This is a genomic window from Proteiniborus sp. DW1, from assembly GCF_900095305.1.
GTDB lineage: Bacteria > Bacillota > Clostridia > Tissierellales > Proteiniboraceae > Proteiniborus.
Window position 1 is genome coordinate 124,080 of record NZ_FMDO01000014.1, and the last position, 23,808, is coordinate 147,887.

Genomic DNA, 23,808 nt, shown 5'->3' on the forward strand with positions numbered 1-23,808 from the left:
AGTCTTCTTCAAGTAAGAAGGCTTTTTTCTAAGAAAAAGTATGTTTTTTAAAAATATTTTTTAAAAAAGTATAGCACATTTAAATATATATGCTATAATATATATAGAAATATATGAAGGGAGTAATATAAATGAGCGAATATAAATATATAATGTGGTTTAATGAGATAAACAAGGAAGATATACCACTGGTAGGTGGTAAGGGTGCAAACCTTGGAGAGTTAACTGTTAAAGGGGTTAACGTTCCGCCAGGATTTTGCGTAACTGCTTCAGCTTATACAGATTTCATAAGCAAATCAGGTCTTCAAAGTGACATACTAAATATGCTGGAAGGACTAGATATGGAAGACTCATCAGAGCTTCAACTTAAAAGTGCTTCAATAAGAGGTTTAATAGTTAAGGCAGATATGCCAAAGGAAATAGAAGAGGAAATTGTTAAAGCTTATACTGAATTTAGTGAAAAAGTAAAACTAACTGATCCGCTCGTAGCTATTAGAAGTTCTGCAACTGCAGAGGACTTACCAGAAGCTTCATTTGCTGGACAACAGGATACATATCTTCATATAAGTGGAATTGAAGAAGTACTAAAACACATTAAAAGATGCTGGGCATCTCTATGGACAGCAAGAGCAATATACTATAGAGCACATCAAGGATTTAAACATGAAGAGGTTGCACTTAGTGTAGTTGTTCAAAAGATGGTTAACAGTAGAATATCTGGAGTTATGTTTACAGCAAACCCAATTACTAGTGACTTAAATCAAATAATGATAAATGCTAGTTGGGGACTTGGTGAAGCAGTAGTTTCTGGTATAGTGACTCCTGATGAATTTATACTTGATAAGAAAACATTAGCTGTTGTTGAGAAAAACATAGCTGAGAAAAATACAATGGTTATAAAAAATATGGACGATGTTGGAACACTAGAAGTAAAAGTAGAAGAATACCTTGGATATGATAAGGTTAATACTCAATGCTTAAATGATTTAGAAGTAGCTAATTTAGGAAAGAACGGAATGTTAATAGAAGATTTATATAAATCACCACAGGACATTGAATGGGCATTAGATGCTGATACTGAAGAATTATATATATTACAGGCAAGACCAATCACTACATTAAAGGGAGAGAGCAAGGAAATGACTACTTCACAACAACCTGCAGAACTAGTTACATTAGTAAGAGGTTTACCTGCATCACCAGGAATTAATAGTGGGAAAGTAAGAAATATTAAAGATATCACTGAAATAGATAGAGTACAGGATGGAGATATATTAGTTACAGTAATGACAAACCCTGATATGGTACCTGCCATGAGAAGAGCAGCAGCGGTAGTTACAGATGAAGGTGGAAGAACATGTCACGCTGCTATTGTATCTAGAGAATTAGGTATTCCATGTATAGTAGGTGGCAAGAAAGCAAGCGAAGTATTGACAGAAGGAATGGAAGTAACAGTAGATGCCACAAGAGGAGTTGTTTATAAAGGTATAGTTCTTCAAGAGAAGCAGGAAAAAGAAGAAAAAACAGCTACAGCTACAGCAGGAGTTGTTAGTGAAGAATTAATCCACCAGCTAGCCCCAGTTACTGCTACTAAGATATACATGAACCTAGGCGAGCCAGAAATGATTGGAAGATATAAGAACTTACCATTTGACGGTATAGGACTAATGAGAACTGAGTTTATATTTACTAATCTAGTTGGTGCTCATCCAATGTATCTATTAAGAACAGGTCAAGGTCAGCTTTTAATAGACAAAATGGCAGAAGGTATAACAAAGGTAGCACAAGAAATATATCCGAAACCTATAGTAGTTAGATTAAGTGACTTTAGAACAAACGAGTTTAGAGGATTAAAAGGCGGAGACGAGGTAGAGCCAATAGAGGCTAACCCAATGATAGGATGGAGAGGAGTATCTAGATATATTTCTCCAGAATATGAAGAAGGATTTAGATTAGAGTGTAGAGCAATCAGAAAAGTAAGAGATGAATACGGACTAACTAACGTATACGTAATGCTACCATTTGTAAGAACTACATGGGAGCTTAAAAAGGTAAAGGAAATAATGGCTGAAGAAGGCCTACAGCAAGGAAGAAACTTTAAGCTATGGATAATGGCAGAAGTACCATCAGTAGTATTCGAAGCAGAAGAATTTGCTCAAATGGTAGACGGATTCAGTATAGGAAGCAATGACTTAACACAGCTTACAATGGGGGCTGACAGAGATTCAGGAATACTAAACAACATGGGATACTTTGATGAAAGAAACGAAGCAGTTAAGAGAGCAATATCTATACTAATAAAAGCTGCTCATAAATATGGAAAAACCATATCAATCTGTGGTCAAGGACCTTCTCAATATCCAGAATTTGCAGAATTCCTAGTAAAAGAAGGAATAGACAGCATGAGCGTAAACCCAGATACAGTATCATATACAAGAAGACTTGTAGCATCAGTTGAACAAAGAATGATTTTGAATAAGATAAGAAATTTATAGTACATTAATAAAAGCCCTTCTGGTTTATAACTAGAAGGGCTTTATAACGTTTATCTTTAGCCTTATCTATATCAGTTTCTCCATTGCTATTTTGCTATATGTGTATAACTTATAGCTAAGAATAGTCTTATCTCAAGTAATGCATCATTAAAATGAGATTTGCTCAGAGTGGCTATTGCTTTTCTAGTAAAATGTTCAGATTTCTTGAAGCTTTTATAATGAAAAGAAACATTGCCTTTATAGAAATATAAGTATTTATTAAAAAATAAATAGTTTCTTTATTAGATTCTAGAAATTCTATTATATTAATGATAATTATGAGGATAATATCGTTTTACTCAAGAAATATCTAATATTACAAAAGGTAAAAGTATTGATATTTTTAAAAAAGTAAATTATACTAAAATAGTAATGACTAAATTATAACATAAATGGGAATTAACTTTATAAAGAGGTGTTTAAGACAGTTACAGCTTTGCTATAAATTTAACACACCTATTGTTGATCCTGAAAATCTAAGAATCCAAATAGAACTGATATTCAAAAGAGTGCAGAACTATTCATGCATTAAAATTATTTTTAAATCATATCCTTCAGAACAAGCACTAGCCTAAATACTACACCTAGTAACAATACATTCGATTTTTCCTGTAATTATTTTTCTAATATTTCAGAATCATTCCGCTATTATTGTCAAAATTACTACTATTATTATTTAGCACTAATAGGATTTTGGGAATAATATTTCCACAGTTTAATTTTAACTTAAATGCTAGTAATTGAATGGACTGAATAATAAAGTTTTGTCTTATGTGGTTAACCGTAAAGAACATGGAAAGTTTATAAGAGATGTTAATAATGTAGATTTCAACCAATATGATGTAATTATCCTATCAAATTAAATAAATCCTTTTAGGATTTTGAATGGAACTTACACCACAACAGCTTTAGCTGCAGTTGTGGTATTAGCTAGCACATCCCTATTGTTATTTTTAGGTAATATTTTATATTATCGAAGAAAGGATTTATAGTTTGAATTAACTACGTATATATGGCTGAATAATTTAGAATTTTATAGAGAGAGGTTAATTTCATGAAATGTAGGGGGTTTAACGCACATAATAAGTACATAATTTTAAAACATGCTCTAAAGGGAAATAACATATCTCAAACCTGTGAGCTTTTTGGCATTTCAAGGACAACCTTTTATAAGTGGAAAAGAGCATATCAGAAATATGGCATGGTTGGATTAGAGTGTAAGGAACCTAAAAAACCTCAAATGCCCAATAAGGTTAGTAAGGAAATTGAGCAGGAAATATTAACATATGTGATTAAATATCCGACAGATGGACCAAAAAGAATATATTATGAGCTAAGAGCTGAGGGAATTGATGTGGGTGAAACAGGTGTTTACAATGTATTAAAGCGTAATGATTTAACTAAGAGAGCTCAACGTTTAATATATTCAAAGAATAAAAAAATAAACATGAAAACCAAAGCAAATTACAGTAAAGAAGAGAAAAGTTTTGCAAAGTCGCAAGATGCTTATCCTGGGTATTTAGTTATCCAAAGAATTGACTTTATGGGCACTTATGATGGAATAGGTAGAATATATCAATACAGTATTTATGATACTAGTTCCACATATAGAGAGGTAAAACTATACAATAAGAAACAAGATATAGATGTTTGGCATCACTTTGAACTTAAACTAGCATATTTATTGAAGGTTTTTAATTTAAGCATTGAAAATTTAATTACTGTAAAGGAAAGAACTTTTTTACCTTACTTTGTAAAAGGAACAAGGTACAAGGAAATAATAGAAGATTTTAATATTAATCATGTGTTTATTGCTCCAGAAGAAAGCGCATTACTAGACGATACGAAAAAGTTTAATGAGTTTTTAACTACAGAGTTTTACAATAAAATTGGTCTAAATAGTGGTATAGACTCATTTGCTAAGGTTGACAGAGCATTAAATAAGTTTATGAGGACATATAATTTTCAAACTGTAATTACAAGTGGTTCAAATTCAGGAAAAACACCAGTAGAAGTTATTCTTGAAAGAGCAGCACAGAATAATGTAGATTTTGATACATTGCCACTATGGATTCTAGCATTGATAAATTCATCTAAGAGAGGTGATACAGATGAATAAGCCAAATTGTAAAGTTGCAGTTGTGGGGGGAGGGATTTCTGGACTAGTCATAGCAGAAGGACTTATAAAAAGAGGATATGAAAATGTAACTATATTCGAGAAGAGTGAGCGCATAGGAGGTAAGCTATATACCATATGGTACAAAGGAAAATCCTATGAACTGGGGGCTAGTTTTGGGTTACCATCTCAATTAAACCTTAAAAGGTTGATGGAACAGCTAGATATTAAGGCTGATGGACCTAAACTGTCTCGTATCAATTACAATGCTGACGGTAAAAAAACTATGCAAATACCCAAGGAATTATTAAAGGATTTTATAGACGAATTAGACAGATTACCTGATGTTTTAGAGAAGTATAGCTCATTGGAAAATATTAGTCTTCAAAATATTGAGTCGGCACTGATGTTAACATTTTCAAAGTGGTGTGATATCCATCAATTTAAGGTTCTAAAAACTGTTTATGTACATTATTTCACTATTTTTGGGTTAGGCAATATTGAAGAGGTTCCAGCCCTTTATGTTCTTAAGATAATGAATTATGACCATTTAATGTCATTTATGAGATTGCCGGAGTTCTCTACATGGAAGGATGGAGTGACTTCTTTGACAGAAGCACTAAGTAAATCAATTAAAGATATTAGGTTAGGACAAAGGGTTATAGATATTTTATTAGCTTCCAATGGAAAACTACATGTGAAGACACCTTATGAAGTATTGGAATATGATCGTGTCATTATTACTACACCTTTAGAGCAATTTTCCCATTTTCATTTTTGGGACAGAGATATGAAGGAACGCCTAAATAGAATAAAATATCAATCATTTAATGTATATGCATTTCTAGCAAATAGAGTTCCAAAGGGATGTGGATGTATACTTGAAAACCTATCACCTAGCAGACAGGGACATATAACCATATGGAACACAAGATGGGAAATAAGTAATGATGAAGAATTAATCATACTTTATGCATATGACCCTCCTTATGACTCAAAGTTATCACCACTTGAAATTATTATAGGTGATTTGTCAAGACTAGGAGTAGAAAATCCTAGACTCTATCAAGCAAAACACTGGAAGCATTGTCCCTATGTAGATACTAGTGAATTAGAAAATGGCTTTTATGATAAAATGGAAGCAATGCAAGGTAAAAATAACATTTTTCTGGCTGGAGAAATTATGAGTACACTTTCAATAGACAACTGTATAAGGTATTCTATAGATTTATTGAATCGCTTTTTTTAGGCTAACTTCACTATATAGGATAAAAATACTTTATATTCATATGTTTAGACAAGTAACCATAGAAAACTATGTTAAAAAAATAACAAATATTATAATAATCACAGTATGATATTGATAGTACTATCATTAATACGCTATTATTCCCATATTTAGTCCATAGAGTTGTAGAATTTATGTGAGATTTTTTTACATTCAAGTATAATTTACAGTTTTATTTTATAAAACATATGAATAATATATAAATACCTTAGTTAAAAAAACAGTAGTGTAAACAATACTTGAAATATTATTTGTGAAAACGTTGAATTATCAATGTTTTTCTTTTTTGACAGTAAATTTATATTTAGGTAAAATAAAAATGATAAAATAATAACAATATTATACTGGAATTTATTTATGGATGAATTTATCATTTATAGAAAGGTGGGGAGTAGTATGGAAACATTTAAAATTTTAGAAATCAAAGAGAGCGTTTTTGAGGACAATAATCGACAAGCAGAGTTGCTCAGAGGAGAATTAAAGAAAAGCAGGACTTTTTTATTGAATCTAATGTCATCACCAGGTTCAGGAAAAACAACAACAGTTCTTAGGACTATTGAAGCTTTAAAAGATGATATGACTATTGGTGTTATGGAAGCAGATATTGATTCCGATGTAGATGCAAAAGCAGTGGCTAAAACTGGTGCAAAGGTTATACAACTACATACAGGGGGCATGTGCCACCTAGATGCTGATATGACTAGGCAGGGTCTATTGGGCTTAGGAATTGAGGGGATTGACTTTGTAATTTTAGAAAATGTGGGGAACTTAGTATGTCCAGCAGAATTTGATACAGGTGCTTCTAAAAATGCCATGATATTAAGTGTACCTGAAGGTGATGATAAGCCTTTAAAGTATCCTCTAATGTTTTCAGTAGTTGATGTTCTATTGATTAATAAAATTGATGTGGTAGACTATTTTGATTTTGATCTAGAAGCAGTTAAGGAACATGCTAAAAAATTGAATCCAAATATTAAGATTATACCTATTTCTGCAAAAACTGGTGAAGGAATTAATGAATGGGCAGATTGGATACGTAGTGAAGTAAAAAGCTGGAAAGAATAGCGAAAAACAGCTTACTAGTGGGGGGATAAATATGGTCAGACAAAGAGTATTGAATCTTGCTAATCATATTGGTAGGAAAAAGCCTGGTTCTAAAGATGCATATACTGAAAGGGATCCTGAGTATCTGATTTTAGAGCCTGTTGTTACAGAAGAAATGGCAGAGGTAGGATTGCATCTAGAATTTCGTAAACCTAAGAGTGCTGAAGAAGTTGCGCCTTTATGTGGTAAAACTATAGAAGAAACAGAAAAGCTCCTATGGGATTTGGCGGTAGCAGGTGTTTGCTTTGTTGGAAAAAGGGACGGAGTTGATAAATACTGGCTTGACACTTGGATACCAGGTGTTATGGAAATGATGGTCAATCATAAAGAAAATGTTAGGAAACATCCACAGATTGCAGAGTCTTTTGAAGCCTATGGAAGAGTAAGAGGGCCAAAGACCGCAGGTGCTTTTCCAGTGGGAACAGGGCTTATGCGAGTTATTCCTATAGAAACAGCAATCGATGGAGAGACAAGAAGGGCATCCTATGAGGAGGTTTCCAAATATCTTAATGACAGTGAAATTTTTTCGGTTTCAGATTGCTCTTGTCGTACAGCTAGAGAAATCATGGGAGAGGGATGCGGCCACTTAAAGGAAGATATGTGTATCCAGCTTGGCCATGCTGCTGAATACTATATTCGTACAGGTAGGGGTAGGCAGATTACTCGTGAAGAAGCTTTTGAAATCATTAGAAAAGCAGAAGAGAATGGTTTGATGCACCAAATTCCTAATACAGATGGTCCAGGTGAGACTCATGCAATTTGCAACTGTTGTGGATGTAGCTGTTTTTCTTTAAGATCTGCAACTATGTTTTTAAATAATGATATGGTACGTTCGAATTATGTTTCTAAAGTCGATAAAGATAAATGTGTTGCATGTGGTGAATGTGTTCAGGTCTGTCCTGTTAATGCACTTAAGCTAGGTCAGAAACTATGTACTAAAACGCCACTTCCTGAAAATAAAAGAGAGGATTTTCCATCTAATACTGAGTGGGGGCCAGATAAATGGAATCCAGACTATAGAATAAATAGAGAAAATGTTGTAGAAACAGGTACAAGTCCCTGCAAGACACAATGTCCAGCTCATATTTCAGTCCAAGGCTATATTAAGCTGGCAGCTCAAGGAAGATATAAGGATGCTCTTGAATTAATTAAGCATGAAAATCCTTTCCCAGCAGTGTGTGGTAGGATATGTCCTAGAACATGTGAATCTGTCTGTACTAGAGGCGATATTGATGAGCCAATTGCCATAGATGAGATTAAGAAGTTTATTGCAGAGCAAGACCTTAATGCAGATACTAGATATGTACCTAAAAAAAGACATGAATACGGAAACAAAATCGCTATTATTGGTGGTGGCCCTTCTGGCCTATCTTGTGCTTATTACTTGGCTATTGATGGATATAGGGTAACAGTATTTGAGAAGCAAAAAGCGCTTGGCGGTATGTTAACACTAGGAATTCCATCCTATAGACTAGAGAAAGATGTTGTTAATTCAGAAATTGATATATTAAGAGAATTAGGAGTAGAGTTTAAAACTGGAGTTGAAGTAGGTAAGGATATAAGTCTTAACGACTTAAGAAAACAAGGATACGAAGCCTTTTATCTGGCAATTGGAGCACAAGCAGGTAGAAAGCTAGGTATTGAAGGTGAAGAAGCAAAAGGTGTTACAGCAGGAGTTGACTTTCTAGTTAATGTTAACCTAGGAAATGAAGTAAAACTTGAAGGAAATGTTGTTGTAATAGGTGGAGGTAATGTTGCTATTGATGTTGCGAGAACAGCTACAAGAGTTGGAGCTTCAAAGGTTGATATGTTCTGTCTAGAAAGCAGAGAAGAAATGCCAGCTCTTGAGGAAGAAATTGCTGAGGCATTATCTGAAAACATAGAAATAAATAACTCTTGGGGTCCAACGCGTATCATTACAGAAAATGGACATGTTACAGGTGTTGAGTTTAAAAAGTGTATTTCAGTTTTTGATGAAAATAAACGGTTTAAACCTGTATTTGATGAAAAGCAAACAAGGATTGTTAAGGCAGACAATGTTTTAATTTCCATAGGTCAAGCAATTGATTGGGGTGGGTTACTAGAGAACTCAAAAATCGAACTCAATTCTAATGGAACAATTAAAGTTGATCCATTTACACTTCAATCAGGAGAGCCAGATGTATTTGCAGGTGGTGATGTAGCTACCGGTCCAAAGTTTGCAATTGATGCCATAGCCTTAGGTAAAGAAGGAGCTATTTCGATTCATCGATATGTACATCCAGGACAAAGCTTGATTTTTGGTCGTGATAGAAGAGAATATCGTGCATTTGATAAGGAGAATTTAAGTCTTGAAGGATATGACCGTATTCCAAGACAAAAGATAAACCATGTTGATGGAGCCAAAGCTAGAACATCTTTCAAAGATTTACGAGGCACATTTACAGAAGAGCAAATTAAGAAGGAAACAGAACGTTGTCTTGGCTGTGGAGCTACTACTGTTGACGAGTATATATGTGTAGGTTGTGGTGCATGTACTACTAGGTGCAAGTTTGATGCCATATCACTTGTTAAAAAATATGATGAAGTAGGAGTAGCGTTTGAAAAGCTTAAACCAGTAATAGTTAAGAACATTATTAAGCGAAAAGGTAGAATCCTTGTACATAAGGCTAAGAAAACCCTAAGAGGTCAAAAGAAAGTAAAAGGTGTAAGATAATATAAAATATTCTTTGAAAATGAAAAGGGAGCATAAAGCCGTTGCTCCCTATAACATTATATGTAGAAAAGCAGAGGTGAATTACTTGCATGAGCTAGGGGTAGTGATTAAAGTTGTTAAAACTGTTGAAAACTTTGCTCATAAGAATGGAGTATCAAAAATAGATACCTTAGTACTTCAAATAGGCGAGTTATCCTCAGTAATACCAAAGTATGTTGAGGACTGCTATCCTGCTGCAGTGGACGGTACCATGTTACAGAATACAAAGCTAAGAATTGAGATAATACCAGGCAATGCCAAATGTTGTATATGCAACAAGGTATTTAATTTAATTCAGCATAATAAACAATGTCCCTATTGCCATAACAACCACTGGGAATTATTAAGTGGTAGAGAATTCGTCATTAAAGAAATTATCGCTTGTTAATAGGCTAATATAAAAATAATTCTAATTACATAGAAAAGTAAGGAGTAATATATCCTTCACTTCGTTCAGGATGACATGAAAATTATCATCCTGAGCATATGAAGGATATATTTTAATTTGATTTAAAATGATGGGATAACTCCACCATTATATTTTTCTTCTATAAAAGCTCTAACTTCATCAGATTGAAGGGCTTTTACTAGGGCTTGAAGCTTTGGACTGTTTTCTTCACCTTTTCTTATAGCTACTATATTAGCAAAAGGTGAGTTGGATTTTTCTATAAGAAGTGCATCCTTAGTAGGATTTAGATTGGCTTGTAGTGCATAGTTACCATTAATAACAGCAGCATCCACATCGTCTAATGATCTAGGTAATTGAGCAGCTTCAAGAGGCCTAATAGTAATATTCTTAGGATTTTCCACAATATCATTTTCAGTAGCGTTTAATTCTACGCCTTCTTTAAGCTTAATTAAGCCATTATCTTCAAGAATTAAAAGTGCTCTTCCACCATTTACAGTATCACTAGGAATAGCTATTTCAGCACCATCCTTTAACTCACTTATGTCACTGATTTTATTTGAGTATAGTCCCATAGGCTCAATATGAATATTAGCTAATGAAACTAAATCAAGATTGTTTTTTTCATTAAATTCTAGCAAATAAGGTAAGTGTTGAAAGAAGTTTGCATCTAATTCTTTTTCGTCTAGAGCTAGGTTTGGTTTTACATAGTCTGTAAATTCTACTATCTTAAGCTCATAGCCTTCTTTTTCTAAATCATCTGCAATTAGTTTCAGCATTTGAGCATGAGGTTCTGGAGAAGCTCCAACGACTATAACCTTGTCATTATCTGAATTTGAGTTACAACCTGTAATTACTATAGATGTTACTAAAATAATTGTTAATAAAATACCTAAAGATTTTTTCATTATATTTTCCCCCTTATTTTCTTTTATCTATTATAAGTGCTAATCTGTTGCCTATGAATTGTATTGTTTGAACAATTATTATTATAAGAATAACAGAAGCAATCATTACATCAGGCTGAAATCTATGATAACCGTAGCGTATAGCTAAATCACCTAGTCCACCTCCTCCTATTGCTCCAGCCATAGCAGAATACCCTATTAAGTTTATAATGGTTAATGTGATTCCAAGAACTAATGAAGGCATGGCTTCTGGAATTAATACCTTACTTATTATTTCAAAAGTAGAAGCACCCATTGAAGATGCAGCTTCTATTATGCCCTTATCTACTTCCTTTAAAGCACCTTCTATAATCCTAGCCACAAATGGAGCAGCTGCAATGGATAAAGGCACCACAGTTGCAAGTGTTCCTATGGATTTGCCAACAATTATCTTTGTTAGAGGCATTACAAATATCATAAGTATAATAAATGGGAAGGAACGAAATATATTGATTATTCCACTTAATATTGAATTTAGCGCTAGCTTTTCCCATATCCCACCTTTTTCTGTAATGACTAATAGTATCCCTAGAGGAAATCCAAGTGCCAATGAAAATATTGTAGATAAAGCTACCATCACTAGAGTTTCCCATAATGAAGGAAGTAAAAGAGAAACTAGATTATCCATTCCATATCACCTCTAAGTCAATATTTTGATTCTTGAGCCAATCAAAAGCATTTTCAACTTCTTTACTATCTCCTAGAACTTGAATCAGAAGATTACCTACGCTGGTAGATTGTAGCTCATCTATATCACCAGATAATATATTTATATCAATATTAAACTTTCTGATTAGGCTTGAAATAATAGGTTTCTTAGCAGAATCTCCTAAATAGCTCAGTCTAATTACACTAGAATGTGGTATCTTAGGGTAAATTATCTCTTTCTCATCACTTCTATGAATATGGGAGATAAAGGATTTTGCAGTGCTAGTTTGAGGCTTTGCAAATATTTCTTCTACTGTATTTAGTTCAATTATTTTGCCGCCTTCTATGATGGCTACTCTGTCGCATATTTCCCTTATAACCTCCATTTGGTGAGTTATGAGAACCACTGTAAGGTTAAATTCTTTTCTAATTTTTTTTATCAAGTTAAGTATTGACTTAGTAGTTTTAGGATCTAATGCTGATGTGGCTTCATCACAGAGAAGTATCTTTGGATTATTGGCAAGAGCTCTAGCTATAGCAACCCTTTGTTTTTGCCCTCCACTTAGCTGAGATGGATATGCATTCTTTTTATCAACTAATTCTACTAGTTCGAGCAGTTCATTTACCTTTTTTTCTATAGTATTTTTATCATGTCCATTTATTTCTAAAGGGAAAGCTATATTTTGGAATACTGTTCTAGAACTCATTAAATTAAAATGTTGAAATATCATTCCAATTTCTTTTCGAAAGTTCCTTAGCTCTTTTTTATCTAACTTAGTAATGTTTTTATTTTCAATAACAATGGAACCTTCTGTAGGCTCTTCTAGCCTGTTAATAGTTCTAATGAGAGTTGATTTTCCTGCGCCACTAAGTCCAATTATTCCAAATATCTCGCCTTTTTTTATCTGTAGGTTAACATCTTTTAATGCCCTTACATTAGAAGTTTTACTTTTGTAAACTTTGCTTAGGTTTTTAATTTCAATCATCACTTCACCTCTTTAACAAATTACTGTACTAAATTAGACAATCAGAAAGCATTCTTTACAGATAGTTTTTTCTATTCTATCTGAATAATCCTTATAAATTCAAAAAACCTCTTTCAAATGAAAGAGGTAAAATACACAAGTTATCTATCCTCTCTCATCTTTCAGCATACTTGCTGCAGGAATTAGCACCTTCGTGTTAAAAAACACTGGTTGCTGGGTTTCATTGGGCCAGTCCCTCCACCTCTCTAGATAAGAGTTCTATTTTTATTTACTATTGTCATTATATTTATCTATTTTAATCATTTTAAAACTCTTTGTCAACATTTTTTTTATAATTTTTGTTTACCTCATATTCATGAAAAATAAAGATAATAAAATCTATAAAATCTAATTGACTTTTTTTTATTTCAATGATAATATACCTACAGACAATAGAGAAACCTTTAATCTAATCCAGAGAGATTAGGAAGGAATATATAGGACGCTTTAATTTTAAGCTGTCTACTATCATGCCTTCCTATGGAGGTTTTTTTATGCCTTTAAACTAGTCCAGTGAGACTGAAAAGGAGGAGTTTGTATGTTAGCAGAAAGACATTTAATTGAGCCAATGGATTTTACAAATGAGGAGCTAAATGAGATATTTGATTTAGCAGATGAAATGATTAAAAATCCTCAAGAATATGCTCACATATGTGATGGGAAACTACTAGCCACTTTATTCTTTGAACCAAGTACAAGGACTAGACTAAGCTTTGAAGCAGCAATGCTTAGATTGGGGGGGAGAGTAATAGGCTTCTCTGAACCTAGCTCAAGCTCAGCTGCAAAAGGAGAAAGTATAGCAGATACTATAAGAACAGTTAGCTGCTATGCAGATATTGCAGTTATGAGACATCCCAAAGAAGGAGCTCCTAAGCTAGCTTCAATCTATTCTACTATTCCATTAATTAATGCAGGTGATGGAGGACATCATCATCCAACTCAGACACTAACTGACCTTCTTACTATTAGAAGCATAAAGAAAAGACTTTCAAATTTAACCATAGGACTATGTGGAGACCTTAAATTTGGAAGGACAGTTCATTCACTTATTAAAGCACTGTCAAGATATGAAGATAATAAATTTATTCTCATATCCCCTCCAGAATTACGTATTCCAGATTATATAAAAATTGAAGTACTAGAAAAAAACAACATATCCTTTAATGAGGTAGAAAAAATAGAAGATGCTATAAAAGACTTGGATATTCTCTATATGACTAGAGTACAGAGAGAAAGATTTTTCAACGAGGATGATTATGTAAGGCTTAAAGACAGTTATATTTTGAATGCTGAAAAGATGATTCAAGCAAAGCCTGATATGATTGTCATGCATCCGCTTCCAAGAGTAAATGAAATATCCTACGATGTAGATAAAGATTTAAGAGCTTGTTACTTTAAGCAGGCTAGGTTTGGCATGTTTGCAAGAATGGCACTTATTGCAAAACTTTTGGGGGTGGTTAAATAATGGTCACTATAAATAGCATAAAGAGAGGAATTGTAATAGATCATATAGAGGCTGGGCAAGGAGTTAAGATATTTAATTATTTAGGCCTAGACAAAGCAAATTATACTGTAGCACTTATAAAAAATGCCCCGAGCAAAAAACATGGAAGAAAAGATATTATCAAAATAGAAAATGTAATAGACTTTGATTTAACAGTACTTGGACTCATTGATCCTCATATAACAATTAACATTATAGAGAACGAAGCTATAGTAGAAAAGATAAAACCGAGACTTCCGGAAAAAGTGGAGGATATAATTATTTGCAAAAATCCTAGATGCGTAACGTCTATAGAAAGAGATATAACCCATAGGTTTGTATTAGTAGATGAGAAAAATAGTCAGTATAGATGCGAGTATTGTGATGAGATATATCATTTTCTGGAGGTATAGAGCATGGAATTATTAATAAAAGGAACTAGAGTAATAGATAGTGACAAGGACTGTTTCTTAGATGTTTATATTAATAATGGAATTATTGAAAGAATAGACTCCAACATCCAAAAAAATTGTAAAACAATAAGGGCAGAAGGACTTATCCTTCTACCTTCTTTTATAGATATGCATTGTCATTTTAGGGAGCCTGGCTTTGAGTATAAGGAAGATTTACTAACAGGAAGTCATTCAGCGCTAAGAGGAGGCTTTACAGCTGTGAACCTCATGGCAAATACAAAGCCTGTTTGCAGTAGTATGGAAACAGTAGAATATGTATTAGATAAGTCTAAAAAAATTGGGATGATAGATGTACATCAATGCGTGTCTATAACTGATGGATTCAATGGAATAAGCACAGCACATCTTGATAGTATAGATGATAGAGTAAAAATCATATCAGACGATGGAAATGGAGTGGAAAATAATGTAGCTATGCTAGAGGCTATGCTAAAAGCAGCAGAAAAAAATCTTATTGTAATGTCGCATGCTGAGAATAGAGAAATAAGTAAATACGATACAAGACTGTCAGAGAACATAATGACATCTAGAGATATAGAGTTAGCTGAAAAGACTAATGCAAGACTGCATATTGCCCATGTAAGTACAAAAGAGGCATTAAAATATATTGTTGAAGGTAAGAAAAAGGGACTAAGGATCACCTGTGAAGTGACTCCACATCATATTGCTTTAGATGATAGTACTAAGTATACTGTAAATCCTCCACTTAGAACAGATGAGGATAAGCAGTTTCTTATAAAAGGCATAAAGAATGGTTGGGTAGATGTTATAGCTACTGATCATGCACCACATAGTCAATTAGATAAAGAGAAAGGTGCTCCTGGAATATCTGGGCTAGAAACAGCCTTTTCAGTATGCTTCACAGGGTTAGTGAAAGAAGGACATATTTCCCTAAAAAGATTATCTGATCTTATGTCAAATAATCCTGCTAAGCTCATGGGGTTAAATAAAGGACAAATTAAAGAAGGTTTTGATGGAGATTTAATTCTAGTAGATATTGAAAGAATGTATGAAATAAATTCCTATGAATTTGCATCAAAGGGGAAAAACACTCCTTTTAATGGTAAAAGGGTTTGGGGAAGTATAGAGGCAACTATTAAAGCTGGAAGGATAGTATATATGAGAAAGGAGCTAGATTATGATAATAGATAGATTGTATGAGTCAGTAGCAGAAAAAGGTGTAGTTTGCGTGGGGTTAGATACTTCTATTGATTATATTCCTGAAGAGGTTATTAAGAGATTTTCTTCAATATCAGATGCAATATTTGAGTTTAACAAAAGAATAGTAGATGCAACTCACGATATTGTTGCATGTTATAAAATTCAAATTGCATACTATGAAGCTTTTGGAATTGAAGGTTTAATAGCATATAAAAAGACAATTAAATATATTAAGGAAAGAAACTCTTTAGTAATAGCAGACGTAAAAAGGGGAGATATTTCAAAAACAGCTGAAATGTATGCCAAGGCGCATTTTGAAGGAGATTTTGAAAGTGACTTTATAACCTTAAATCCTTATATGGGCATGGATAGCATAAAGCCATATCTAAGCTATGTAAGAGATAAGGAAAAAGGATTATTCATCTTGATTAGAACTTCAAATGAAGGTGCTTATGATATTCAATATATAAAAGATTACAACAAGAATACAGTCTATAAAATAGTAGGAGATAAAATTAAAGATTTAGGCAAGGAGTATATGGGAAAATGTGGATATAGCTCAATAGGAGGAGTTGTAGGATGTACTCATTCTGATGAAGCTAAGGATATTAGAGGGAACTTAGACAATATGTTCTTCCTTATTCCTGGATATGGAGCTCAGGGAGGTAGGGTAGAAGATGTAGTTAGATATTTAAAGCATGGAAATGGCGGAATAGTAAACTCATCTAGGAATATTCTGCTTGCTTATAAAAAACATGACAATGAAAATGCCTTTGATGTCTATGCTAGACAAGAGGCATTATCCATGAGGGAGGCCATAAATGATGCAGTCAAGGCATATAAAGACTAAAATCATTGATAACAAAGAAATAGTAAAGGGAATCTTTAAAATGACTTTAGCAGGTGATCTTCAAGGGAAACCAGGACAATTCTATATGTTAAGGGCATGGGATATGGAACCATTCTTATCTAGACCTATTAGCATCCACAATCTAGATAAAGAGAAAATAGAATTTCTTTATGAAGTTAGAGGAAAAGGTACTGAACTATTTAGTCAACTAAAAAGAGCTGACTATATTAACCTTACAGGTCCTTTAGGTAATGGATTCAATATAGATAATATCCAAGGTAAAGTAGCTATTGTAACAGGTGGAATTGGGATTGCACCAATGTATTATACGGCAAAACAATTAAGAAACTGTAAAGTTGATTTCTATGCAGGCTTTAGAGAACAAGTATATTTAATAGATGAAATAAAGAGTATTGTCAATGAAATTTATATTTCAACTGATACTGGTAAGTTTGGACATAAAGGTTATATAACAGATATTTTTGACTCTAGAAAATATGATATTATACTAAGCTGTGGACCAAGCATAATGATGGAAAAGGTAATAAAGTCCAGCCTAGCTAATAATAAAAGGATTTACATTTCCCAGGAAAACCATATGGCATGTGGTATTGGTGCTTGTCTAGGATGTACCTGTAAGACTAATAAGGGTATGAAGACAGTATGTAAGGATGGTCCAATATTCAATGGTGAGGATGTGATACTTCATGCTTAAGGTAGATATATGTGGTGTCGAATTTAAAAATCCTGTAATAGCAGCATCTGGAACATTTGGATTTGGGAGAGAATATTCGAATTACTTTGATGTTTCTAAACTAGGAGGCATATGTACTAAAGGTTTAACCTTGTATGAGAAGCAGGGTAACGAAGGAATTAGGATTTATGAGACAACTGGAGGATTAATAAACAGTATAGGACTCCAAAATCCAGGCATGGATAATTTTATAGCAAATGAACTACCATTTATGAATGAACTTGATACAGTAGTCATTGCAAATCTAGGAGGAGGAAGTATAGAGGAGTATGTAAAGGGAATAGAGAAACTAAACAAAACTAGTGTGGATTTTGTAGAACTTAATATATCATGCCCTAATGTTAAAGCTGGGGGCATGGCATTTGGAATTAAGTCTAATATAGCCTATGAAATAGTTAAAGAGATAAAAAGAGTGTCAGAAAAACCAGTTATTATAAAATTATCACCTAACGCAGAAGATATAGTTGATATGGCAATTAAATGCTGTGATGCTGGAGCAGATGCATTGTCCCTTGTAAATACTTTTAAGGCAATGGCTATAGATATATATAAGAAAAAACCAGTGTTTAATAATATCTTTGCAGGATTATCAGGTCCAGCTATTAAACCAATAGCTTTGAGATTGGTTTATGAAGTATCAGAGGCAGTAAATATTCCTGTAATTGGAATAGGTGGAATCACGAACTGGAAAGATGCAATCGAGTTTATAATGGCTGGAGCAGATGCTATTCAAGTTGGTAGTGCTAACTTTATAAAGCCAGATATATCCTTAGATATAGTTCAAGGGATAAAAGATTTTTTAACCAAAGAAGGGATTAAATCTGTTAATGAAATCAAAGGAATAGCAAGGAGGGGATAATATGGTATTAGATATTTTGAAAAGAACAGAGGCTTTATTAGAAGGTCATTTTTTATTATCATCAGGAAAGCATAGTGACAGATATATTCAATGCGCTAAGGTTCTTCAATACCCAGAAGAAGCTGGTAAGGTTTTAAAAGTAGTAGTTGACCAGATAAAAGACTTTGATGTAGATATTGTACTTGGGCCTGCAATGGGAGGAGTGCTAGTAGCTTACGAAATTGGAAGGCAGTTAGGTAAAAAAGCCATATTTACAGAGCGAGATAAGACATCTGATATAATGGTTTTGAGAAGAGGTTTTGAGATAAAAAAAGGTGATAAGGTATTAATTGCTGAAGATGTAGTGACTACAGGGAAGTCTGCTTTAGAAGCTATAGAAGTAGTTAAAAAATTTGGTGGAGAGATATTAGGAATTGCATGCATAGCAGATAGGAGCAAAGAAAAACTGCAATATCCAGTATATAGTGCAATTAAACTAGATATAGAAAGCTATGATAAAGACCATTGTCCACTTTGTAATAAAGGTATTCCATATATTAAACCAGGAAGTAGAGAAAAAATATAGCGGCTTTTCAGCCGTTATATTTTTTCATTTAAGATATATAAAATTCCAACAGTATTAGGCCCGCAATGACTGGATATAACACATCCAGCATCAGTAATTATAATTTCCTCAACATCTAAGCTTTCTTCCAATTTTTTCTTAAGAAACATGGCATCTTGTAGACCTTCAGTATGAGTAACAAATACTCTTTTCTTGTCCATATTATCCTTATCTTTAAGAGCATTATTGAGCATGGTTTCAAGAATCTTTTCTCTTTTTCCTCTTGCTTTCTGACCTACTATCATTCCACCATCAACTACCTTAATTATAGGTCTAATTCTTAACATGCTCCCCATTAAAGCTTGAAGAGAAGAGCATCTTCCTCCTTTGTGCAGATAGTCTAATGTATCTGGCACAAAAGCTGTTTCTACCTTAGGTACTAGTTCTCGTATCTTTTCTGCTATTTCTTCTACTCCTAAATTTTCCTTTACTAAATCCACTGCTTTCATAACAAGAAGCCCTATTCCAGTAGATAAATTAAATGAGTCCACAATTTCAATTTTTGCATCTGGAAATTCAGAAGCAGCTATTTTTGCATTTTGCAATGTTGATGATAATTTGGATGAAAGTGCTATATAAAGTATATCTTTTCCTTCCTCAACAAATGGTCTAAAAGCATTGATAAAGTCCAAAGGTGATGGAGCAGAGGTTTTAGGAAGCTTGCTGCACTTATCTACTTTAGCATATAGCTCTTTAGTTGAGATTTCAACTCCATCTTTGTATGAGCTATCATCAAAGCCAACATATAAAGGGACTATAGAAATATCATTGGATTCAATAAGGTCCCTACTTAGATCACAAGTGCTGTCAGCAAATATCTTTACCTTACTCACTTGTATTTCTCCCCCTTCTTCTTCTAAATCGTATCTAATACATATTATACTACTAAAATACGTAATATAACAATTATTATTATAGCAGCATAATTTATGAAAAAACAGGTTTACTTTTTTAAATATTTATGTATAATAATTATAATAACATATCTAAAGCAATGAATGAGAGTAGTAAACATCTAATCAAGCCGCAGCGATTCAGGGATGGTGGAAGCCTGAAGCTTTGATATTTGTTGAATGGACTCATGAGTTCAAATCTGAAATAATAGTAGGATTTGACGGCATCTACCGTTATAGATTAAGTGAGTCATATGACTAACTAGAGTGGTACCGCGGAAGTAGCTTTTCGTCTCTTATTTGAGATGAGAAGCTTTTTTTAATATATGAGAGAACTATAATTCTCATGTTATTCTCAACTTAGTGAAGAATTAATTTTTTAGAGGACTAGGTATATAGTTAAAATAAGGAGGAATTGCTATGAGTGAAAAGAAAGTTATTTTTAGTGGAGTGAAGCCTACAGGTGAACCTACATTGGGAAATTATTTAGGAGCAATAAAAAATTGGGTAGCACTTCAAGATGAATATGAATGCTATTATTGTATTGTAGATTTACATGCTATAACTGTGCCACAGGAACCAAAGGATTTAAGAAGACGCTCTTTAGAGGTATTAGCTCAATATATTGCATCTGGTATAGAACCAGAAAAGAACACTCTATTTTTTCAATCCCATGTAAGTGCACATGCTGAACTAGCATGGGTATTAGATTGTATATCATATATGGGGCAATTAGGAAGAATGACACAATACAAAGAAAAGTCACAAAAAGGAGAAGAAAACTTAAACGCAGGATTATTCACCTATCCAGTACTAATGGCTGCTGACATTCTATTATACCAAGCAGACCTAGTGCCTGTAGGAGATGATCAAAAGCAGCACCTAGAGCTTGCGAGGGACTTAGCCATAAGATTCAACAACAGATATAGCGAAACCTTTAAGGTACCAGATATATATGTGTCTAAATTCGGAAGTAGAATTATGGGATTACAAAATCCTCTAAGCAAAATGTCAAAATCAGGAGACGATGAAAATGATTATATACTTTTAATAGAGGATAATGACACTACAGTTAGGAAAATCAAGAGAGCAGTCACAGACTCAATAGGGCTAGTGAAATATTCAGATGAACAGCCAGGCATAAAGAATCTTATAACAATATACTCTAAGCTTTCAGGAGAAAGTATAGAGGAAATAGAGAGTAAGTACGAAGGACAAGGATATGGAAAGTTTAAAACTGATTTAAGTGAAGTTGTAGTAGAAGGGCTAAAACCTGTTAGAGAAAAATTTGCAGATCTAATGAAAAATAAGGATTACCTAGAAAAAATATACACAGAAGGAGCAAAACAAGCAGAGTATGTAGCTAATAAAACTTTAAGAAAAGTCTACAAAAAGGTTGGCTTTATACCAAGATAGAACTAAAAGCATATCTGCAAAAAGCTGGATTTAAAAATATTAATATCGCAACAAAAGAAGTATAACAAGAGTATGCAGAAAAGTGGGGATATAATTTAAAAGCTAGGAGTACATTATGTCTGGTGAGATAAGGACGATGAGGTAAAAGATGCAATCTAAAGAAAAAAATAACTTTTAAATAAGAAATAGAAATGGATAGGATTTTCTCACCTATCCATTTTTACTTATATAGAATAGTAAGATATTACTTCTGCTTTTTTTATAACGAATAGATAAGTTTATTTTAATAAATTGATTCAAGGACTTGACTTTAATGAGTTTCAAAAAATAGCTTTCTTATTTTAATAAGATTTTGTTAGAAGCTTTTATTATTTAAAGAGATTTTGTAAAATTATTATTATATAATTCCACACAAATGATAATGTTTATCATTATCAAAATTGGATATATATAAAATACGATAACAATTATTATATTAATATATAAATAGAGGAGAGATATTATGGCATTTAAGTTACCAGAACTAAATTATTCTTTTGATGCATTAGAACCACATATAGATAAATTGACAATGGAAACTCATTACTCAAAGCATCATCAAGCATATGTTGACAACTTAAATAAAGCTTTAGAAGGACATGATAATCTTCAAAATATGGAGATTGAAGAAATACTAAAATCTTTAGATGGGTTACCAGAAAGCATTAGAAAAGCAGTTAGGAATAATGGTGGAGGTCACTACAATCATTCAATATTCTGGGACATAATGTCACCAGAAGGTGGAGGTGCACCAGAAGGAGATTTAGCTTCAAAAATTGATGAGGAGCTAGGTGGATTTGAAAAATTTAAGGAGGATTTCAAAAAAGCTGCTTTAGGTCAGTTTGGTAGCGGATGGGCATGGTTAGTCCTTGGTGAGGATGGAAAACTATCAATTGAAGCTACTCCAAATCAAGACAATCCGATATCAAATAATAGAAAGCCTATACTAGGTATTGATGTATGGGAGCATGCTTATTACCTAAAATACATGAATAGAAGAGCAGATTATATTGATTCTTGGTGGAACGTAGTGGATTGGAAAAAGGTAGTTAAAAGGTTTAAAGGACTGAAAACTAAATAAACTTTATTGTATTTGAGCCTTGTAAAAGCAGGGCTCATTGACTTCTTAGCAGTATTAACTGTAGATTGTACTTAGTTATTGTATGTGTAATCAAAATAAGATATTATGTAATTAGAGCATTTTTAGATACAAGTTAACAGGAAAGGAATTTTTAATATGTGTGATTTCTCTTCAATAGATGAAATTCATGAAATGCTAGATGAAATAGCAGAAGAAATACCTCAATACTTCTTTAATCAATTAAATGAAGGAATTATACTTCTACCTGAGTATAAAATACATCCGGAAAGTAGAGATACTGATACCCTATACATCTTAGGAGAATATTCAAGAAGTGCAAGTGGTAGACGTATTGCAATATATTATGGCTCATTTGAAAAGGTTTATAGTGGAGTTTCTAAGAGAAGCTTACGTAATAAACTAAAGGACACTTTATTACATGAATTTACCCACCACCTTGAATCCTTAGCAGGGGAAAGAGGATTAGAAATAAAGGATTATCGTGATATACAGGAATATAAGAGAAAAATTAAGGACTAAATTAAAGACTCCATTTTGCTGGAGTCTGTTTTTTCTGAATGTCTATTTATTGTTGGAATTAAACAAGCTCGAAATTGCATCTTCAATGTGAGACTCATTATTTGAATCCAGCCATTCCTCTGGAATAATTACATAGTTGCAGTTATTACTCTTCAGATAGCTGTAAATTATCTGAGCTTCATCTATATCTTCCTTGCTAATTTTTGTAGTTATACTGAATTCACTATACTTGAAATAGTTTAGTATACTTGTCTTTATATTAGTAAACAATTTATCATTTGAAGCATATTTTTCTTTAAATAAAACTTTATTTCCCTTTATTAGAAAGACCTTAACCATTGAATTATCTAGTTTCTCAATTATTAATATGTTTTTATTTTCCTCTGTGAATTCTATTACTTTTTCTTTATTTAATAAAGTCTTAATTGCACTAATATAATCCCTATATTTTGCAGCAGTTTCAAAATCAAAATTATTGGATGCATGAACCATTTTTTGCTCCATCTCTTCAAGTATGCTTACATCTGTACCATTAAACAGGTCTATAATTCTATTGATTATCTTTAAGTATTCCTTAGTCGCTTTTCCTCCTGAACACATGCCAATACATAATCCTAGTGAATAGTTTAGACAAGGAGCATTTTTTTTACCAGACCTATTACAGTCTATTTGGCAGAATTCCTTTATACCTTGGATAGCCCTTTCAACTGTGTTTTTACTTGTATATGGACCAAAGTGAATAGTTGAGTGCTTTTCACTAGGTGTAGTTACTATTTTTATGCCTAGGTATTTTTTATCAGTACTTATTCCTACATATATATAAGAAGATGTGTTTTTCATATGTCTATTATAC

Annotated in this window: 21 protein-coding genes, 1 riboswitch and 1 other annotated feature; of the genes, 16 read left to right on the plus strand and 5 right to left on the minus strand. The window is 32.9% G+C overall.

Going from position 1 to position 23,808, the window contains the following annotated elements; translation table 11 throughout:
- Positions 1 to 131: 131 nt before the first annotated feature.
- The 6 genes from ppsA to DW1_RS04430 all read left to right on the plus strand — a co-directional run bounded on the left by ppsA (position 132) and on the right by DW1_RS04430 (position 10,164).
- Positions 132 to 2,495: a phosphoenolpyruvate synthase gene (gene ppsA / locus DW1_RS04405; protein ID WP_074349426.1), complete on the plus strand. Its 2,364-nt coding sequence runs from the start codon at positions 132 to 134 to the stop codon at positions 2,493 to 2,495.
- A gap of 1,093 nt (positions 2,496 to 3,588) precedes the next feature.
- Positions 3,589 to 4,653: a helix-turn-helix domain-containing protein gene (locus tag DW1_RS04410; protein WP_074349427.1), complete on the plus strand. Its 1,065-nt coding sequence runs from the start codon at positions 3,589 to 3,591 to the stop codon at positions 4,651 to 4,653.
- Positions 4,646 to 5,899 carry an FAD-dependent oxidoreductase gene (locus tag DW1_RS04415; protein ID WP_074349428.1) on the plus strand — a complete coding sequence of 418 codons (1,254 nt, stop codon included), beginning with the start codon at positions 4,646 to 4,648 and terminating at the stop codon, positions 5,897 to 5,899. The genes DW1_RS04410 and DW1_RS04415 overlap by 8 nt, the downstream gene beginning before the upstream one ends.
- 435 nt (positions 5,900 to 6,334) lie before the next feature.
- The gene (hypB, locus tag DW1_RS04420) at positions 6,335 to 7,003 is read left to right on the plus strand and encodes a hydrogenase nickel incorporation protein HypB (protein ID WP_074349429.1); all 669 of its coding nucleotides are present in this window, start codon (positions 6,335 to 6,337) and stop codon (positions 7,001 to 7,003) included.
- Between the two features lie 31 nt (positions 7,004 to 7,034).
- On the plus strand, positions 7,035 to 9,737 hold the full coding sequence (locus DW1_RS04425; RefSeq protein ID WP_074349430.1) for an FAD-dependent oxidoreductase: 2,703 nt from the start codon (positions 7,035 to 7,037) through the stop codon (positions 9,735 to 9,737).
- Between the two features lie 85 nt (positions 9,738 to 9,822).
- Positions 9,823 to 10,164, plus strand: coding sequence for a hydrogenase maturation nickel metallochaperone HypA/HybF (locus DW1_RS04430; protein ID WP_074349451.1), 342 nt, complete (start codon positions 9,823 to 9,825; stop codon positions 10,162 to 10,164).
- A gap of 122 nt (positions 10,165 to 10,286) precedes the next feature.
- On the opposite strand, the gene DW1_RS04435 is transcribed toward DW1_RS04430, so the two are convergent.
- Genes DW1_RS04435 through DW1_RS04445 form a run of 3 tightly spaced genes read right to left on the minus strand, consistent with a single transcriptional unit; the run spans position 10,287 to position 12,763 of the window.
- The gene (locus DW1_RS04435) at positions 10,287 to 11,090 is read right to left on the minus strand and encodes a MetQ/NlpA family ABC transporter substrate-binding protein (protein ID WP_074349431.1); all 804 of its coding nucleotides are present in this window, start codon (positions 11,088 to 11,090) and stop codon (positions 10,287 to 10,289) included.
- 13 nt (positions 11,091 to 11,103) lie between these two features.
- A complete protein-coding gene (locus DW1_RS04440) occupies positions 11,104 to 11,757 on the minus strand; it encodes a methionine ABC transporter permease (RefSeq protein ID WP_074349432.1) in 654 nt (217 codons plus the stop codon).
- Positions 11,750 to 12,763 carry a methionine ABC transporter ATP-binding protein gene (locus DW1_RS04445; RefSeq protein WP_074349433.1) on the minus strand — a complete coding sequence of 338 codons (1,014 nt, stop codon included), beginning with the start codon at positions 12,761 to 12,763 and terminating at the stop codon, positions 11,750 to 11,752. Before DW1_RS04445 ends, DW1_RS04440 begins: the two co-directional genes overlap by 8 nt.
- A 151-nt stretch (positions 12,764 to 12,914) precedes the next feature.
- Positions 12,915 to 13,019: riboswitch (SAM riboswitch) on the minus strand.
- Positions 13,020 to 13,340: 321 nt separating this feature from the next.
- On the opposite strand from DW1_RS04445, the gene pyrB reads away from it, so the two are divergent.
- The 7 genes from pyrB to pyrE are packed head-to-tail and all read left to right on the plus strand — an operon-like array spanning position 13,341 to position 18,947.
- Entirely contained in the window at positions 13,341 to 14,267 is a 927-nt protein-coding gene (gene pyrB / locus DW1_RS04450) for an aspartate carbamoyltransferase (RefSeq protein ID WP_074349434.1), read from the plus strand.
- A complete protein-coding gene (locus tag DW1_RS04455) occupies positions 14,267 to 14,698 on the plus strand; it encodes an aspartate carbamoyltransferase regulatory subunit (RefSeq protein ID WP_074349435.1) in 432 nt (143 codons plus the stop codon). Before pyrB ends, DW1_RS04455 begins: the two co-directional genes overlap by 1 nt.
- A gap of 3 nt (positions 14,699 to 14,701) precedes the next feature.
- Positions 14,702 to 15,910: a dihydroorotase gene (locus DW1_RS04460; RefSeq protein ID WP_074349436.1), complete on the plus strand. Its 1,209-nt coding sequence runs from the start codon at positions 14,702 to 14,704 to the stop codon at positions 15,908 to 15,910.
- On the plus strand, positions 15,897 to 16,769 hold the full coding sequence (pyrF, locus tag DW1_RS04465; protein ID WP_074349437.1) for an orotidine-5'-phosphate decarboxylase: 873 nt from the start codon (positions 15,897 to 15,899) through the stop codon (positions 16,767 to 16,769). The genes DW1_RS04460 and pyrF overlap by 14 nt, the downstream gene beginning before the upstream one ends.
- Positions 16,744 to 17,484, plus strand: a complete 741-nt coding sequence (locus tag DW1_RS04470) for a dihydroorotate dehydrogenase electron transfer subunit (RefSeq protein ID WP_074349452.1) — start codon at positions 16,744 to 16,746, stop codon at positions 17,482 to 17,484. The genes pyrF and DW1_RS04470 overlap by 26 nt, the downstream gene beginning before the upstream one ends.
- Entirely contained in the window at positions 17,477 to 18,382 is a 906-nt protein-coding gene (locus DW1_RS04475) for a dihydroorotate dehydrogenase (RefSeq protein WP_074349438.1), read from the plus strand. Before DW1_RS04470 ends, DW1_RS04475 begins: the two co-directional genes overlap by 8 nt.
- 1 nt (position 18,383) lies before the next feature.
- The gene (gene pyrE / locus DW1_RS04480; protein ID WP_074349439.1) at positions 18,384 to 18,947 is read left to right on the plus strand and encodes an orotate phosphoribosyltransferase; all 564 of its coding nucleotides are present in this window, start codon (positions 18,384 to 18,386) and stop codon (positions 18,945 to 18,947) included.
- 14 nt (positions 18,948 to 18,961) lie between these two features.
- On the opposite strand, the gene DW1_RS04485 is transcribed toward pyrE, so the two are convergent.
- Positions 18,962 to 19,819 carry a DegV family protein gene (locus DW1_RS04485; RefSeq protein WP_074349440.1) on the minus strand — a complete coding sequence of 286 codons (858 nt, stop codon included), beginning with the start codon at positions 19,817 to 19,819 and terminating at the stop codon, positions 18,962 to 18,964.
- A 152-nt stretch (positions 19,820 to 19,971) separates the two neighbouring features.
- Positions 19,972 to 20,179 (plus strand) — a binding site (T-box leader).
- A gap of 120 nt (positions 20,180 to 20,299) precedes the next feature.
- Between DW1_RS04485 and trpS the strand changes: the two genes are divergently transcribed.
- From trpS to DW1_RS04500, 3 genes are all read left to right on the plus strand, one after another.
- Positions 20,300 to 21,295, plus strand: a complete 996-nt coding sequence (gene trpS, locus DW1_RS04490) for a tryptophan--tRNA ligase (RefSeq protein WP_074349441.1) — start codon at positions 20,300 to 20,302, stop codon at positions 21,293 to 21,295.
- A gap of 502 nt (positions 21,296 to 21,797) precedes the next feature.
- Positions 21,798 to 22,415 carry a superoxide dismutase gene (locus DW1_RS04495; RefSeq protein ID WP_074349442.1) on the plus strand — a complete coding sequence of 206 codons (618 nt, stop codon included), beginning with the start codon at positions 21,798 to 21,800 and terminating at the stop codon, positions 22,413 to 22,415.
- A gap of 156 nt (positions 22,416 to 22,571) precedes the next feature.
- Positions 22,572 to 22,955 (plus strand): metallopeptidase family protein, encoded by a 384-nt coding sequence (locus DW1_RS04500; protein ID WP_074349443.1) that lies wholly within the window; start codon positions 22,572 to 22,574, stop codon positions 22,953 to 22,955.
- A 42-nt stretch (positions 22,956 to 22,997) separates the two neighbouring features.
- Here the strand turns inward: DW1_RS04500 and DW1_RS04505 are convergent.
- A partial coding sequence (locus DW1_RS04505; RefSeq protein ID WP_143474353.1) for a UvrB/UvrC motif-containing protein occupies positions 22,998 to 23,808 on the minus strand: 811 nt, incomplete at its 5' end.